Here is a 15,363-nt window from a genome sequence, read left to right as displayed (position 1 = left end):
TGCGACACAAGTCGCACAATTGATTGATATAAGATTTTTAGCAATAGCACTAGTTAAAAATAGGCGATAGATGCTCTGGAGCACTAACCAAATCTCTCACTCCATGCGCTGCATATTCTTTAAAGGGGTTATCTCGACACCACTTCCCTACACTATGAATATCGACCTTTAAAACGTGTGGCCTGACATTCCAAGTGACTTTAAAGGGGGAACCCTTTTGATTGTAGTTTGGTCCCGTCGTAGAGCCTGTGTATTCTACAGGTCGGCCTGTATCGGACGGAATGTTAGGCGCTTGATAGTAACCGTTTACACGCTCAAACTGCGTCATCTTACTAAAATCTATCCCTTTACCATCATTGGTCAATACCATTACCTGCGCTTCAACTCTGAGTTGAGGGTTTTTAATATGTTCGCTCAAACAGGCTGCTAAAGTAACGCCGGGCTTCACAGGTGCTGAGCTATGCACATGATGAAGTTCAATGGTATCACCAGAACTCAGTCCTTGATCGCCCGAAGGGCAAATTTTGGCCTGCACTGGTGTGCGCTCGGCTTCGCTTAGCGCACCAGAGTATATAAAACCTGCTTGGTTATTATTGACAACAGCGGGTAGGTCAAACTCCCCACCTCTGTGCTCAGCATTTTTATGAAAGTGAATATTGCATAAGTTCATCACATTGCGCTTTGGTGCCGCTGAGAAAACAATTGGGTTTAGCCCTTTTGTGTCGTCTATATCTCTGGGCGACTGCGGACCGAAACCGTGGAGCTTTGCCTTTGCAGGCTGAGGTTTGGATATCTTAGTGTCATGCAAGTGAGCATGCACGTTCGCCAAATTATCCGTGGCATAGGCTAGATTAGATAACAGTGTACTCACGACAAAAGTGAGCCTCAGATTATTGTTCATTGCTTAGTCCTTTTATGAATAAAACTCCAAACTTAACGTATGATGGGCAAAAAAAGATCAAACATGAAAATATAACATGTTGAAATAAAAGATTATTATGTTATTTTGTCGAACAATATTGGAGGCGAGGCAAAGCGCTGTTGATACTGTTATTGACAGTTTACGTTGTAGTTTGCCCAAATAGCCAAGTAAAGAAGGATCACCCAACTGTGTTTCATACCCCCGACCTAATCGAAAGCTTTGCTTTTAGTCTGTTGCTGGCCAGTTTACTCAGTGCTTTTATCCATACAAAAGCCAGTTTCGGATTATTTTTTGCCACCTTAATGGTGGCGTTTTTGGGCGAAATTGTTGGCGTTGAAGCCTTGGTCTCGCTGGCCGTAATTATGTCTTTGGCACATTTCGCTCATCGTATTAGCGCAGCTAAGTTTCGCTACCCTATTACAGCCATTACACTTATAGCCTGTATTGTGCTTGCCGCCCATCAGGTACCCGGATTTAATAATTTGCTTGTACTGGAACAAGTCCAAAAATCTTCCAATAGCTTACCGTTTGACTTGTACTTTAACTTTGATAAATCGGCCGTGCTGTTTGTATTGTTGCTGCTATCTCCTGCGCTTTTACAAAATAACGGCGCTTTGATAACGGTAGGTGAGAAGTATCAAACCAAGCTGCGAGCTGTATTTATCCTGCTGTTTTCGCTAATACTTGCAAGCGCATGGTCGCTTGAATTGATCATGTTACATCTGCACTTGCCCAGTTGGTGGTGGATATTTGCTATCAATAACTTAGTGGTGACTTGTGTCGTTGAAGAAGCATTTTTTAGAGGCTACATTCAAAGCAAGCTCAGTGCATTAATCAACCCCTATTATGCACTGCTTATATCCAGTGTGCTGTTTGGCATTGCGCATTTTGCAGGTGGCATGGAATATATGTTGGTCGCGACTCTGGCGGGCGTTTTATACGGCGCGGTCTATGCATTCACCGGGAAGTTATACTGGGCCATCATCACACACTTTTTGATAAACTTTGTACACTTGGCGCTGTTTACTTACCCAATAGTACATCATAGCGTTGAGCGTATGTGACGGAGTAAGGCCTGCTATCTGCTGTCATTCCTTTTTGGCTGGCATCATACACTACTGACATTCCCTGACAGTCATTCATGCTTTACTACTTAACGACAAAACCAATTCATTAAGAAGGAAATCATGATGTCACAAAATGTTATTGAAATTGTTAAGTTTAAACTAGCCCCTGGGGTGAGCGAGCAGGACTTTCTACCACTAAACGATGCCTTTCAAACGTTTATCGACAAACAGTCAGGCCTGTTATATCGCTCACTCGCTAAACAGCCTAATAACCAAGGTTATATCGATGTGATCTACTGGCAATCAATGGAAGACTCAAAGCGAACCGCACAAGCATTTAACAACTCGACCGTATGTATGGACTTTTTGGCGCTTATCGACAAACAATCTGTAGATATGACCCACCATATGATCATTGCACAAAGTACCTGCTCTGGTTAAGCTGCTCAGTCTGGTATTTTTTAGTAGCGTACGTTCAGATGCATAAATCAGATCGACTTTTTCAGCTCGTCAACCTGCTTAAGGGCCGGAGACTGGCTATCACGGCCAAACAACTGGCCGAGCGTTTTGAAGTGTCCGAGCGTACTATTTACCGAGACATCTAGAGCCTGCAAAATTCTGGGGTTCCTATTTCTGGTGAAGCAGGAATTGGCTACATCATACACGACCACCCCCTACCTCCTATGATGTTTAGTCTCGAGGAGCTAACCGCTTTGTTACTTGGTAGTAAGATGGTCAGTGCATGGACCGACCCAACACTCAGTAGCCACGCAAAAGCCGCAATGGAGAAAATCGAAGCGGTACTTCCAAGCCAATTAAAACAACTCAGTGAACAATCCCCTTATCTGGTTGCCAGCTTCAACCATGGTGCGCAACAACAAGCTTTCAGCGAGTTATTACGAGATGCCATAAATGCTCATTATTGTGTAGAACTACAATATCAAGATGCCAATGAGGCACACAGCCAACGTATCATCGAGCCTTTAGGAATGGTCTATTGGGGCGGAAAGTGGACGTTAGTGGCCTATTGCCAATTAAGAAATGACTATAGAGAGTTTCGCTTAGACCGGATGCTACATCTGAGCGCTACAACAACGGCTTTTGCAACCTGTGGCAACAAAAATTTAGAGCATTATGTTGCCTTAGTCAGGGCCAAGTATGCATCGCAAACCACACCATAACACACTAGAAAATATACGAAAAACCGCAATCATCCCAGCTGATAATCTGTGCCCGTAACCGCTCGTAATTGGCGAACTTTGAAATTCTGCATACACTTATCGTTCTTGTTTTGCGCAGTGGGTCTCTGAGATGACCTTGTCAAAACGACTCTATACGCGATAGGGCATGTGCACTCAGTTAGTGCGCCACCATGCCATCGCCTTAGCGTACAAACCTGATAAACAATGAAGGAATATTTCAATGACCCACACAGTCTCTGACAAAACTATCGTGAGCGCAGCTATTTACCCACCCATAGGGGTGATGCGTGTTGGCAATAGCGTTGACGGTTATTTTATTGGCCCTGAGGTCAATGAGCCACCCATTCAAAGCGAAGATTTCTATCGTGATACTACGGGTGCATTAAAACGACAAGCAGCACGTTTTCGTATTTATGGTCTAAACGAAGCTGGCGAAGTGGTACAAGAACTCACTTGCGACAATGCCGCGATTACTTGGCAAGCTCGATTGGCAAACCAAAAGGCTTCTTGGTATGAGTTTCAGCTGGCACTGGATATCCCAGAAGCGGCCAAAGCACCACCTTCATACCTGCGCAACAAGAGCACAGAAGATAGAAAAACACTTTTAATCGATGGTGGAGAGTATACCGTAAGCGGTGTAAACCAAGATGGTGCCAATAGCAAATTTGTCGGTAAGTTTGAGGGCAAAGACGTTTATTTAGGCGAGATGCGCACCGATGAGCAAGGTCGCTTGGTGATGCTAGGCGGCCACGGTAAGTCAGAGAACCTCAAAGGAGAGCCTGCTGTCACCTTTGGTAACAACGAAGGCTGGTATGACGACACTTCCGATGGGCCTATCACCGCAACCGTGGTATATAACGAGCAAACGCTCACGGTTAAACCCGCCTGGGTGATTTGCGCGCCACCAGATTACGCGCCGCTACAAAAGTCGGTACGTACCATGTGGGATCTGATGCGCGATGTGGCGGTAACGGCAGGTATGCTGCCTGCTCCCAAGAAACCTTCATTCACTCACGATATTTTACCGATTTTCCAACGTATGACCAATCTACAGTGGGTCAACGCTGGTTTCTTGGCGGGCTTTGGTTGGAATAGCCCATTTGACTTTACCAGTGAACAATGGCTCAACCAGCTGTCTAACCCGTCACCTATCTGGCAAGAAAGGCGTCGCACCTTGTATCATAACTTCAGACGTCTTGATACCGAGTTTTCAATAACCAATGACCCTGCCAACGTCGCATCTTGGAACCCCGAGTTTAGTGCACTATCACCACAACAATGGCCATGGATTTATGGTGATGCAATGAGCGTTGACGCCAATGACTCACCGCGCCAGTTTAGCTCATTAACCCGCCTACAACTCGACGCTTTGGCGCAGTGGGTTAAGGGTGACTTTATCGCCGATTATGACCCTAAATATCAACCACCAAAAGCGATTGATGACGTACCACTTTGCGAGCAACCGGACGTGTTGACACGCGCAGCCATGGATTTTTGCTTAGCGGATGCGTTTCACCCAGGGTGTGAGATGACGTGGCCAATGCGTACCGCAGGTATGTACAGTGAAGCATATCGTTTACATCATGCTGTCGATACCGCGCCAACGCACGGCATAAACTACGGTCCCGTCATGACCCCAGAGATCACACGCCAGCCTGACGGGCCACTACTCAGTGGGCAGGTTGCAGGTGGGATCACACGCTGGATGGCGATTCCTTGGCAAACTGATACCGCCAGTTGTCGAGACGGTTACAATCAGGCGTATGACCCATATTTGCCGACTTTCTGGCCCGCTCGTGTTCCTAACAACATGCTCAACCAAGACAACTATCAGGTAGTTATTGATGAAAGCAAAACGTTAGAGCAGCGTCAAGCGGCCTTCAATGAAAGAGAGTTTTGGTTAGATGATTTACCTATCGGCCCATCCAACAATTATGAAGCGCAAATCAACTCTATGATCACTGGGTTTTCGCAACTAGCATTAGTACTCGATCAAACCAAAGTTGGCGTTACTAACTTTCCCGCGTCAATGCAGGTGGGTATTACCCCCAGTAACAGCGAGCAACATAAAGCAGTCAAAGCTCGTAAGCTGAGTGAGTTCAATCAGGCTGATAAAGCACTGCTTCGTCCTGATTTAAGCAAAACTGATAAAGCAAATCGTTTTACAGGACGTAAATAATCAATGCGCGCCGAGACAAACCAAAAAACGCAAATTGCCATTGTTGGTGCAGGCATTGCAGGCTGTATTGCTGCACTGGCACTGAGCAAGCATTTTCAGGTCATTTTGTTGGATAAACATACACACCCACTGGCCAAGGCTGGAGAGTGTTTGCCACCAGCGGCTCGGCGCATTTTGAAACTTCTTGGGATTGAACATCTACTTGATAACGGTCCTCACTTGGTCAGTCAAGGCATGCTCTCGTATTGGGGAAGTAGCCAACCTGCTGTAGTAGACAACTTACGCAACCCAGATGGTCTTGGCTGGCACTTAAACCGAACTCAGTTCGAAACACAACTGCGGCTGCAATGCCTGCGCTCTGGGGTACAATGCATCTGGCCTGCCAAGCCCATTACCAGCAAATTTCACGATAATCGCTGGCTCCTTGAGTATGAACACAAACAACAAACACTGAGCCTAAGTGCCAATGTTGTGATTGATGCCAGTGGCAGACATAGTGTATTTGCACGCCAACAGGGTGTTACTCGAAAACAATACGATAAACTTGTGTCTATTTGGCTCAGCGCACAGTTTAGCGTCTCGAAAAATATGGCTTTGATCAGCAGCTCACAACGCGGTTGGTGGTATAGTGCGCCCATTCCATCAGACCAGTTTGGCGGGGCAATAAACAATGCTCAATCACGAATAGTCTCGTGGCAACTAAACGCCGAGCAACTGCAAAAACAAGATCATCAAGATGTTGAACAATTTTTACAGCAAGCTCGGATGACTCACGGCTTTAAAACGCTTATAGAGCAGCTCATACCAAACACTCAAACGCTTCATGGGTTGGTAGCTGCCAATACCTCTAAACTTGAGCAAGTGGCAGGTAAACAATGGTATGCGATTGGCGACACCGCCATGAGCTTTGACCCACTTTCGTCACAAGGGATGTACAACGCCATGGCCAGTGCCATGCAGCTTTGCGACATGTTGATACACAACGGTTTGCACGGCCGTGATACAGCCTGCCACTATCAACAACAAATGGACAAGGTGTGGCAGCACTACCTACATCATAAATCTCTTTACTATAAACAAGCCGGTATGATGGCCTAATCAATCGCTCCATACGTCTGATAGTTTACAGTAATGAACAAAGCTCGTTGCGCTGGACGGTTCACCTTGAGCAAATACACAATAAATTAACACCATATACATTATTCTTTAATCTTACTTTGCGATGCTGCTTCGTTTTCATTAACCAAGGAACTATCAATGAAGTACGTGTTATTCGTCGCAAGTATGAGCATTGCAACACTTGCTGGCTCAAATACAGTTGCCGCCCACTCTTTTCATGTCACTCCCTTTTTACAAACTGCATCACCCACCAGTATGTGGATCAGCTGGGAAACCAGTGGGGGTGACGAGTCTGTTGTACTGTGGGGCACCAGCACAGCACTCTCTATGCAAACCGCTGGCACGAGTAAGAAAGGCAATTTACTTAGCCGCATTCACGAGGTGCAGCTAACCGAGCTACAACCTGATACCGTTTACTATTATCGTGTTAAAACTGGGGATGCTTTGAGTGATATTCACAGCTTTAGAACGCCTCCCACTGCTGCACAAGAAAAAAGCGCGCGTATTCTTGCTATGAGTGATATGCAGCAGGATTTAGCGAACCCAAATAAGTTTCGAGAAGTAATAAACAATGGCGTGATCCCATATGTTGAAAATACCCTAGGTGTGAGCCTACACGATGGCTTAAACATGACCTTGATCCCAGGCGATCTGGTAGACAACGGCAATCACTACGACAGTTGGCGCAACACATTTTTTGGCCCCATCGCACCGCTTGCACGCCATGTGCCTACCTACCCAGCCCCAGGTAATCATGAGAACGACTCCGAGCATTTTTTCAATTACTTTAACCTGCCCAAAAATGGCTCGCCGGATCATTTAGAGCACTGGTGGTATCAAGATCACTCAAATATTCGAGTGGTATCGTTAGACACTAATACCGCCTATCGAACAGATGAGCAATTACAATGGCTTGATACCCTGTTAGCACAAACTTGTAACAATACAGATATAGACTTTTTGTTCGCCCAAATGCATCATCCCCACAAGTCTGAAATGTGGCTTGCTGGAGAAACTGATTACAGCGGGCAAATTGTTGCGAAGTTAGAGCAGTTTTCAAGCGCTTGTAATAAGCCCAGTATTCACTTTTTTGGCCATACACACGCCTATTCACGTGGAACCAGTCGCGATCACACACATGCCATGGTTAATGTTGCATCCGCTGGCGGAAATTTAGATTATTTTGATGAATATGCTCAGGCTGATTACACCGAGTTCTCAGTGAGCCAAGACGAGTATGGGTTTGTGGTGGTTGATGTACAAGCAGGCGACGATCCCGCCTTTGAGATCAAGCGTATCTCCTTAGGTGATGAACAAACCCCGCTTAATAACACCGTTCGCGACACCTTAAAGGTCAGACTCAATAACACCGCGCCATATACCCCTGAAATACTCTGGCCACAAGCAGGTGATATTCACCCAAGCTGTAATACTGCGGTGGCGTCATTGTTTGCCGATGCGGATTTAGACAAATTTGGCGCAGCCCACTGGCAGGTTAGCGCTCAGTGTGACGACTTTTCTAACCCTGTATTTGATACTTGGTATCAGCATCAAAATATCTGGAATGAACGCGATACCCGCGCAGGTAAAGTACCAAATCGGGTCACTTTATCCGGCTTACAAAGTAACCAGCAATATTGTCTTAGAATGCGTATGCGTGACCGTGCATTGGCGTGGAGTGAGTGGTCCTCACCCGTTGCCTTTAGTACCACACAGACCACATCGCTCAGCCCTAACCTACTACTTAACCCTGAGGCAGACCAAGGTGTTGAACATTGGCAAGGTGCAGGTCCAATTGAAAGCCTAACAGCCAACCAATGCGACTCTGTAGCCCCTTACAACGGTGAGCATTTGTTCGCTGTTGGTGGTATTTGCAATAACGAGCAAAACGTCGGCACGGCCTTTCAGCGTGTTGATGTAAGCGACTATGCAACCATCATCGACCAAGGCTCGATCAAAGCGCATTTCCAAGGTTTTATGCGCAACTTTAACGGCAGCGACATTGCGCAAATTCACTTAGAATTTAAAGATGCACAAGGGCAGATATTAGGCACCAGTGACACATTAAAAGGCGCTAACTCAAGCTGGCAAGCATTCACCAACAGCACCACAATCCCAGCCCAAACCCGTTATATTGATTATGTGCTAACAGGCACGCGCAAAAATGGCACCGACAATGACAGCTACTTCGATTCCCTTAGTCTAAAAATACAAACCCAGAGCGTTAACTGCCCTGTGATATCAGACCGTGGACCAACCGCGGCGCCTAGTGAACATATCACTCAAGCGCAAACACCGTCGGGTAACTTATTGCAGAACCCAGGCGCTGAAACGGGCACAAATGGTTGGAGTGGCACTGGGCCGATTGAATCGCTAAGCGCAGGGCAATGTGACGCCGTAACTCCCTATGAAGGCAATCAGTTTTTTGCCGTTGGCGGTGTTTGTGCCAATGAGAGCGCATCCGGCAGTGTAGCGCAACGTATTGACTTACAAGATATTAGCGAAGCAATACAAGCAGGCAATGTGTCGTTGAACTTTGGCGGTAAGATACGTAACTACAGTGGCAATGATACGCCCGCGATCAAGCTATCATTTTTCGACGTCAGCGGAGGGTTAATAGCAGATAGTCAAACGCTTAGCTCACAAAGCGCACAGTGGCAGAGTGTTTCTGCAAATGCGTTATTACCCACAAATACCGCGTTTGTAGACTTTGTTATGACAGGTACACGCAACCATGGTTCAGACAACGACAGTTATTTTGATGCGTTGTTTTTATCTGTGAGTGAATAGATAACCCATCTTTAGGTGGCCACAACGCCACCTATAAGATGGCGATTATAACTGGTACTGGCAAACAAGGCTAAAATGTCTCTATAATGAGAAAAACTTTGCTCAGCTGCTAACTATATGACGTTAAAAGACATTGACTCTCTGGAACGCGAACTTGCTAACCTTCGTTTGCAAGTCGATTTACTTTTGGCACCCAAATGTACCTCGTTGTCGAATAAACCCTACCCTTTAGGCCGCTGTTTAGAAATTCGCGATGCAATGTTTAAGTTGATTGAGCAACACCTGCACAATGACCCTTCAGCTTTATCTCCCATACGCCAATACATGCAAAAAACAAATATGCCATTGACAAAAGTATGGGGATCACTCAGAGATGAATATTTTCAAAATGCCATGGTTGTCGGTAAATGGTACATCGACTGCGCCAACGACACCGTAAATGCCAATAAGCCCAGAATTGAAATAAAGCCGCTTGCTGAGTCAGGTTTTTCGGCCATCCAGAGCTTTGAACAATTTGTAAAAATCGCACAGTCCTACTGGCAAGTTTCGGTTTATAAAAATTCAGTGTTTCCTGCTTTGGCTCCATATCTGCCTTTGATTTGTAAAAACAAGCACGGCACAGTGTGGCTAGCAGCTGCCAATGACGACACGATAAAAATGGCTATGGACAGTAATTTCAGCCTATCCGAACGTATTCTTAAGCAACTGCCTGAGCCACCTGATTCACTGCTTAGTAGCTGGCAGTTGAGCACAAAAAGCCATAGTAAAGCGCGTGATGAGTTGCTCAGCCACTCAGGTGACCCCATAGATTATTGCCGAGAATATCAACATGCTAATTTAGCAACCAATATCGAGTTCAGAAACCGAGTGGTAAGAGCATTTATCAGCATACCAAAAATGCCTTGATTTACGACCACTTAACTCAATATCGTTAACTGATAACAGGTTGCAACGGCCCCTAGATCCTCTCATCCAATCTGTTGATTGCCTGCTTTTATTGCGCATTTTCTTCAGTAAAATTTTATATCAAAGTTGCCGTTTTTGTTGCATGACATACAATAATAAAGGATTAGTTTTGATCTCGTAGTACTCTGAGGAATCAAATGATAGACGCTGAGCAGATGACCGCAGTACTCGCGGCGTTACCCGATCCTGCCTTTTTAATTTCTCGCAATGGTAGATATGTGGCCATTTATGGAGGCCAGGATGAACGTTATTATCACGATGGTAGTAGCCTAGTAGGTCAATATATCAGCGACATAATCAAACCAGACAAAGCGGCTTGGTTTATCGCCACCATTGAACGTGCATTGGCTTCTAAAGTACTCCTCATTGAGGAGTATGAACTGAGCAATAAAGATGTAAACGGCTTACCTGATGAGGGACCTTCTGAGCCTATTTGGTTTGAAGGACGCATTAAAGCGCTGGATTTTAAAATAGATAATGAAGATGTTGTTCTTTGGGTGGCCAGTAATATTTCACAACGTCATGAGCTTGAAACACGCCTCAGAGCACAAAGCGACACCGATCAACTGACCGGTTTATTCAATCGCCGTAGATTAAAGCGAGAGCTAAGTTATCACTTTAATGCTTTTAGAAGGCATGGCTACGCGGTGTCGCTTCTCATGTTCGACCTAGATCACCTCAAGCTGCTCAATGATACCTGCGGACACCATGCTGGAGACTCTGCTATTCGTAAGATTGCACAGATTTGCACAGAGACATTGCGACAAACAGACATCACCTGCCGTTTTGGTGGCGACGAATTTGTTGTCGTTCTGCCACATCTCACTCTGGAGCATGCAACGGTTACCGCTGAACGTATACGGACGTCAGTTGAGCAAGCACTTTTGAATACTCATCAACTGCATACACAGGAAAATATGCCAGTCAGCATATCAATCAGTATTGGCGTGACTCAAATTTCGCCACAAGATGGGTCCTATGAACAAGCCTTGAAGCGGGCCGACAGCGCCTTGTATCAGGCCAAACGAGGCGGTCGCAATCAAGTCGTTACTGCTTGAGCACTAAACAGCGTGATTGACGGACCTGTTTGCGCAAAAGTTTTAACCGCTTTGTTGCGCCTATCAGTGTTTCAGACAAAAAAACAAACTAAATTCACCCCAGCTTCATTGGCTTATCAGCTTTTCACAAAGTGATAACAACGTCACAAATTTTGCTGCCCTAAACTTAGAGTAACAGGCAATAAAAAATAGGTGATGTATGAGAAAATACCTCAAGTGGATAGCCGCAAGCTTGATGGTGCTTGTAGGCATAGCAGCCATACTCATAACATGGCCAATGCTCACACAAGACGAATACACTCACAGGCAGGTCAAAGCGATAGCCCCTGCTAGCAATAATCTGTTACTGGATTTCTATCCTCATATTTCGACGGTTACACGCCCTGTAGAAACATTTACTTTTCCCATTGCGCTTGGTGAGATTGGCCCCAGTCAAAACCTCTATTCTGGCCCCAATCAGTACCCTTTCTTTTGCATGACACTAGACTCAGGCCTTGGTCAGCCAGAAATCGACAACCAACAAGGCTTTGGTGTGCCTGTTTACGATGAACAAAAAAAGGTGATCGGATATAGTAAAGATTGTGGCGTAAAAACTCGACTCTCCTACTATGCAATTGACGAAAACCTACAGCCTTACCCCATTTCCAGCAAAGCACTACCAACCAGCACAGACAAACTATTCAGAGTCGAGCAAGGCACAATAAACCGCTTTATTTACACGCTAATCATGCCTGTTTCAGTGGATGAAGTCGGCGACAGGCAAGCAAAATCACAATGGAATCAACGCTTAATCTATCAATTTAATGGTGGCTCAGGCATTGGCTACCGACAAGGCAGGCAAAGTGCTTGGAAAGTGATAAAACGGCAAGCTCAACAATTGCTCGACGGCTACGCGGTCATCAGCTCCAGTGGTAACAAAACCAGTTACACCTATAACATGTTGTTGGCCGAAGATACCGCTCGAAGAGTAAAAAAACAATTCACTAGCCTCTATGGCGAGCCCATTTATACCGTGGGTATTGGTGGTTCTGGCGGCGGCTTAGCTCAGTACCTAATAGGCCAAAACAGTACCGGTATTTTGGATGGCTTAATTCCCCTTTACAGCTATCCAGACATGATCACCCAAACCACCTACGCGCTGGATTGTGATTTACTCAATAACTACTTTACCTTCAGAGCTAAAAATCGCAAAGCATGGCGGGATTGGGAGCGCAGACGTTTAATCGAAGGCATGAACGCCATCAATGACTTTCCACAACGAGCAGGGTTCTTGCAACCGCTTAATCAGTTAATGGCAGGCTTTGTTCCGTCATTTCCAAAGGGTAACAGCGAATGTATTAATGGCTACTTCGGGCTTTCAGCCTTTATCAATAACCCCAAACAGGGTTTTTTACGTCAGTTTTTTGCCAAGCCCGTAGTAGAGCAAACAAACTGGAGTTACTGGCAGGACATGCAACATGTGTTTGGTACAGATACCGATGGCTTTGGGCAAAGCACATGGGACAATGTGGGTGTTCAGTATGGGCTAAAAGCGTTGCTTGATAAAAAAGTCACAATGGCTGAGTTTTTAGATATCAACAAAAACATCGGCGCATGGAAATACCAAAACCAAATGCATCGTGAGCAGATAGTCACACCGCTCGGCACGCAAATCCCGTTGTGGTTATCACTGTGGGGCAGCGATAACATCACTGAATCTACGAGTTATTCAGCACCTCGCCATCATGGTTCTTTGCAAGCCATGGAAGCCGCATACCGCTCAGGCCAAGTATTTATTGGTCAGGTCCATTTGCCCATCATTGATGCTCGTCATTATTTAGAAAATGATTTAGATATGCATCACATGTCGGCTTCATTTTACAGCCGCCTGCGCATTGAAAGCGCTCAAGGGCACCATAAAAATCACGTGATTTGGGTAGCACACAAAGACCATGACCCAACCACACAAGCGTTTGCCATGATGGATAAATGGCTGAGCAATATAAAACAGCATACGCCTGAAGGTATCATTGCAGCCAAACCTCATGATTTAAAAGATACCTGTTTTAATGCCGATGGCAGTATTTTTGCCGCAGGTAACCACGTATTTGACGGCAGCTGGAATCAGCAAAATGATGGTGCCTGCCAGTCTCGCTTTCCGATGTATAGTACCAGCCGCATTGAGGCGGGTGCACCTTGGGCTGGCGATATATTCAAATGTGCACTGATAGATGTAGACACCGCGGTGCGCCAAGGCATGTATGGCAAAGACATCACCACCAGAGAAATTATTGCCCTTAAAACAATTTTTGTTGAGGGTGTATGCGACTACAGCCAAGGCGATGTTGGTCGACCAAAAGACATTTAACCTGAACTGGGGATAAGCGACATGCTACAGCACTGCGCTTTTGCGTATTTCTGCGTTGAGCTACACAACAATTGCAGCGCTTATATACCTTATCTCTGGCAATATTATGATTGAATTAACTCTATCATATCCATTGAATGCGGGTTATTTGGCCTATTTTTGTATTTATATTTTTGCTATAGTTTTGGGCCAATTTAGGTGACAGGAAAGAACATGGAAGCACTATTTTCATACGGCACATTGCAACAATCACAAGTGCAACTAGACACCTTCGGCCGCCTGTTAGAAGGTGAACACGACACCTTACTGGGTTACCGAGTGGACGAAGTAAAAATTACGGATGCGGCGGTTATCGCAAGTAGTGGTAAAGATATCCACCCAATTTTGGTACGCACCGGTGACAAAAGTGACACCGTTAAAGGCATGGTCTTTTTAATAACGGATGATGAGCTGACACAAGCTGATAACTACGAAGTGGATGAATATCATCGTGTGATGGCCACGCTTGCCTCCGGTAAGCAGTGCTGGATCTACGCTGCTACTGAGTAAAGTTATGACCAAAACCGAAAAGCGCCTTGAGAAGGCGCTGATACAACAGCTCACACAAGCATGTGAAGCGCTTAAAGCAACCTGTCCAAGCTTTTGCTATTTGAGCCACACGGGGTCCATGAAAAAGCTAGATGCAACCCTTAAAGTCCAACTTTACTGCACACAGCCACTGTCAAAAAGCGAGCTATCTCAAGCACTTGTACACCTCAATCACCACCTTGAGGCACTCAGTTGTTCATTAAAAACTCATCAGGTTAAGGTAATAATCGAGCCAACAAGCTGATTTGTATTAATTTGTTATTTTTTGTTAGTTACTATTTTATATACACCTCAGCTTGATTAATATCATCACTCTTCTATTTGCGTACATTCTTATAAGGATATCTCATGCGCCATTTCAAGCTTACCAGTGCTGCTTTGTGTTGCCTACTCGCTAGTGCTTGTTCAACCGAAACCACAAATTCAAACGATGTAAAAACCGAGGCAATTTGGTCTGACGTTTACGTTACCTCAAATGGCAATGACAGCCGAGTGATTGCAGAGCTCAATGTTAGTAGCCGCAATGGGAATAACCTCAACCTAGTTAGCGGAGATAAGTTATCGGTCACAGCCAATAGCACCACCAAAGATATGGAAAAAGACGTAGACTTTTTCGATATCGACTACCGCGTAACCTTTCCATATTTTGCTCAAGATACTGAATATGAGGTAAAGCTGTACCGCGCAGAAGAGCAAATCACGCTCAAAAGCAAGGTCACTTTGCCACAGGCCATTGATATTTTAGCGCCTCAAACAGAGCAAACCTTCCCCGTTGATGAGGTTCTGGACTTGCGTTGGATTAAAGCAACAAGCCCGAAAGACAATGAATCCTTAAAAATAACCATTGCCAGTGTATGTAAAAACGGCGACGAAGAGATAAGCAGTTCTCATATTCTCAGTGATGTTGAAGACGATGGTAAGAAGTCAATTGATTTTGAAGCCCTTGAACTTTTCAAAAATGAGAAGCTAAACAATAACTTTGATTGTACGGTTAACTTTGAATTTGAACGTCGTCGCTATGGAAGCACTGACAGCCGTTATGCATCAGGAAGTCGTACTTATGCCATCTCCCATAACAAGTTAGATAACATAAATATCACCCTAAAGTAGCACCCTGTATTACGG

14 protein-coding genes are annotated in these 15,363 nt (G+C 45.2%); 13 read left to right on the top strand and 1 reads right to left on the bottom strand.

Features of this window, described 5'->3' with window-relative positions:
- Positions 1 to 49: 49 nt before the first annotated feature.
- Positions 50 to 901 (bottom strand): delta-class carbonic anhydrase, encoded by an 852-nt coding sequence (locus BET10_RS19840; RefSeq protein ID WP_070987663.1) that lies wholly within the window; start codon positions 899 to 901, stop codon positions 50 to 52.
- A gap of 209 nt (positions 902 to 1,110) precedes the next feature.
- Here BET10_RS19840 and BET10_RS19835 point away from each other — a divergent pair, with 209 nt between their 5' ends.
- From BET10_RS19835 to BET10_RS19780, 13 genes are all read left to right on the top strand, one after another.
- Positions 1,111 to 1,986 carry a CPBP family intramembrane glutamic endopeptidase gene (locus BET10_RS19835; RefSeq protein ID WP_083330622.1) on the top strand — a complete coding sequence of 292 codons (876 nt, stop codon included), beginning with the start codon at positions 1,111 to 1,113 and terminating at the stop codon, positions 1,984 to 1,986.
- 123 nt (positions 1,987 to 2,109) lie between these two features.
- A complete protein-coding gene (locus tag BET10_RS19830) occupies positions 2,110 to 2,430 on the top strand; it encodes a hypothetical protein (protein ID WP_240503722.1) in 321 nt (106 codons plus the stop codon).
- Positions 2,343 to 2,594, top strand: coding sequence for a helix-turn-helix transcriptional regulator (locus BET10_RS22035; RefSeq protein WP_338053307.1), 252 nt, complete (start codon positions 2,343 to 2,345; stop codon positions 2,592 to 2,594). The genes BET10_RS19830 and BET10_RS22035 overlap by 88 nt, the downstream gene beginning before the upstream one ends.
- 108 nt (positions 2,595 to 2,702) lie before the next feature.
- Positions 2,703 to 3,170 carry a helix-turn-helix transcriptional regulator gene (locus BET10_RS19825; RefSeq protein WP_240503720.1) on the top strand — a complete coding sequence of 156 codons (468 nt, stop codon included), beginning with the start codon at positions 2,703 to 2,705 and terminating at the stop codon, positions 3,168 to 3,170.
- A 241-nt stretch (positions 3,171 to 3,411) separates the two neighbouring features.
- The gene (locus BET10_RS19820; RefSeq protein ID WP_070987659.1) at positions 3,412 to 5,370 is read left to right on the top strand and encodes a LodA/GoxA family CTQ-dependent oxidase; all 1,959 of its coding nucleotides are present in this window, start codon (positions 3,412 to 3,414) and stop codon (positions 5,368 to 5,370) included.
- A 3-nt stretch (positions 5,371 to 5,373) separates the two neighbouring features.
- On the top strand, positions 5,374 to 6,468 hold the full coding sequence (locus BET10_RS19815; RefSeq protein WP_070987657.1) for an NAD(P)/FAD-dependent oxidoreductase: 1,095 nt from the start codon (positions 5,374 to 5,376) through the stop codon (positions 6,466 to 6,468).
- Between the two features lie 159 nt (positions 6,469 to 6,627).
- Positions 6,628 to 9,279 (top strand): purple acid phosphatase family protein, encoded by a 2,652-nt coding sequence (locus tag BET10_RS19810; protein WP_070987655.1) that lies wholly within the window; start codon positions 6,628 to 6,630, stop codon positions 9,277 to 9,279.
- A 117-nt stretch (positions 9,280 to 9,396) separates the two neighbouring features.
- A complete protein-coding gene (locus BET10_RS19805) occupies positions 9,397 to 10,185 on the top strand; it encodes a hypothetical protein (protein ID WP_070987653.1) in 789 nt (262 codons plus the stop codon).
- Positions 10,186 to 10,382: 197 nt separating this feature from the next.
- The gene (locus BET10_RS19800) at positions 10,383 to 11,303 is read left to right on the top strand and encodes a GGDEF domain-containing protein (RefSeq protein ID WP_070987651.1); all 921 of its coding nucleotides are present in this window, start codon (positions 10,383 to 10,385) and stop codon (positions 11,301 to 11,303) included.
- Between the two features lie 199 nt (positions 11,304 to 11,502).
- Entirely contained in the window at positions 11,503 to 13,650 is a 2,148-nt protein-coding gene (locus tag BET10_RS19795) for a DUF6351 family protein (protein WP_070987649.1), read from the top strand.
- A 213-nt stretch (positions 13,651 to 13,863) separates the two neighbouring features.
- Positions 13,864 to 14,199, top strand: coding sequence for a gamma-glutamylcyclotransferase family protein (locus tag BET10_RS19790; protein ID WP_070987647.1), 336 nt, complete (start codon positions 13,864 to 13,866; stop codon positions 14,197 to 14,199).
- 4 nt (positions 14,200 to 14,203) lie between these two features.
- Complete coding sequence (locus tag BET10_RS19785; protein ID WP_070987646.1) at positions 14,204 to 14,482, top strand: hypothetical protein; 279 nt, start codon at positions 14,204 to 14,206, stop codon at positions 14,480 to 14,482.
- 104 nt (positions 14,483 to 14,586) lie between these two features.
- Positions 14,587 to 15,348: a hypothetical protein gene (locus BET10_RS19780; protein WP_070987644.1), complete on the top strand. Its 762-nt coding sequence runs from the start codon at positions 14,587 to 14,589 to the stop codon at positions 15,346 to 15,348.
- Positions 15,349 to 15,363 lie beyond the last annotated feature (15 nt).

Source organism: Pseudoalteromonas amylolytica (assembly GCF_001854605.1).
GTDB classification, from domain to species: Bacteria; Pseudomonadota; Gammaproteobacteria; order Enterobacterales; family Alteromonadaceae; genus Pseudoalteromonas; species Pseudoalteromonas amylolytica.
Note: the sequence above shows the minus strand (reverse complement) of the source record. Positions and strands in the feature narration are given on the sequence as shown.

Excerpts from the sequence above, each read along its gene's own strand:
- BET10_RS19780 (WP_070987644.1), top strand. The coding sequence starts at position 14,587 with ATGCGCCATTTCAAGCTTACCAGTGCTGCTTTGTGTTGCCTACTCGCT.
- BET10_RS19795 (WP_070987649.1), top strand. The coding sequence starts at position 11,503 with ATGAGAAAATACCTCAAGTGGATAGCCGCAAGCTTGATGGTGCTTGTA.
- BET10_RS19810 (WP_070987655.1), top strand. The coding sequence starts at position 6,628 with ATGAAGTACGTGTTATTCGTCGCAAGTATGAGCATTGCAACACTTGCT.
- BET10_RS19820 (WP_070987659.1), top strand. The coding sequence starts at position 3,412 with ATGACCCACACAGTCTCTGACAAAACTATCGTGAGCGCAGCTATTTAC.
- BET10_RS19785 (WP_070987646.1), top strand. The coding sequence starts at position 14,204 with ATGACCAAAACCGAAAAGCGCCTTGAGAAGGCGCTGATACAACAGCTC.
- BET10_RS19840 (WP_070987663.1), bottom strand. The coding sequence starts at position 901 with ATGAACAATAATCTGAGGCTCACTTTTGTCGTGAGTACACTGTTATCT.
- BET10_RS19805 (WP_070987653.1), top strand. The coding sequence starts at position 9,397 with ATGACGTTAAAAGACATTGACTCTCTGGAACGCGAACTTGCTAACCTT.
- BET10_RS19800 (WP_070987651.1), top strand. The coding sequence starts at position 10,383 with ATGATAGACGCTGAGCAGATGACCGCAGTACTCGCGGCGTTACCCGAT.
- BET10_RS19830 (WP_240503722.1), top strand. The coding sequence starts at position 2,110 with ATGATGTCACAAAATGTTATTGAAATTGTTAAGTTTAAACTAGCCCCT.
- BET10_RS19790 (WP_070987647.1), top strand. The coding sequence starts at position 13,864 with ATGGAAGCACTATTTTCATACGGCACATTGCAACAATCACAAGTGCAA.
- BET10_RS19815 (WP_070987657.1), top strand. The coding sequence starts at position 5,374 with ATGCGCGCCGAGACAAACCAAAAAACGCAAATTGCCATTGTTGGTGCA.
- BET10_RS22035 (WP_338053307.1), top strand. The coding sequence starts at position 2,343 with ATGTATGGACTTTTTGGCGCTTATCGACAAACAATCTGTAGATATGAC.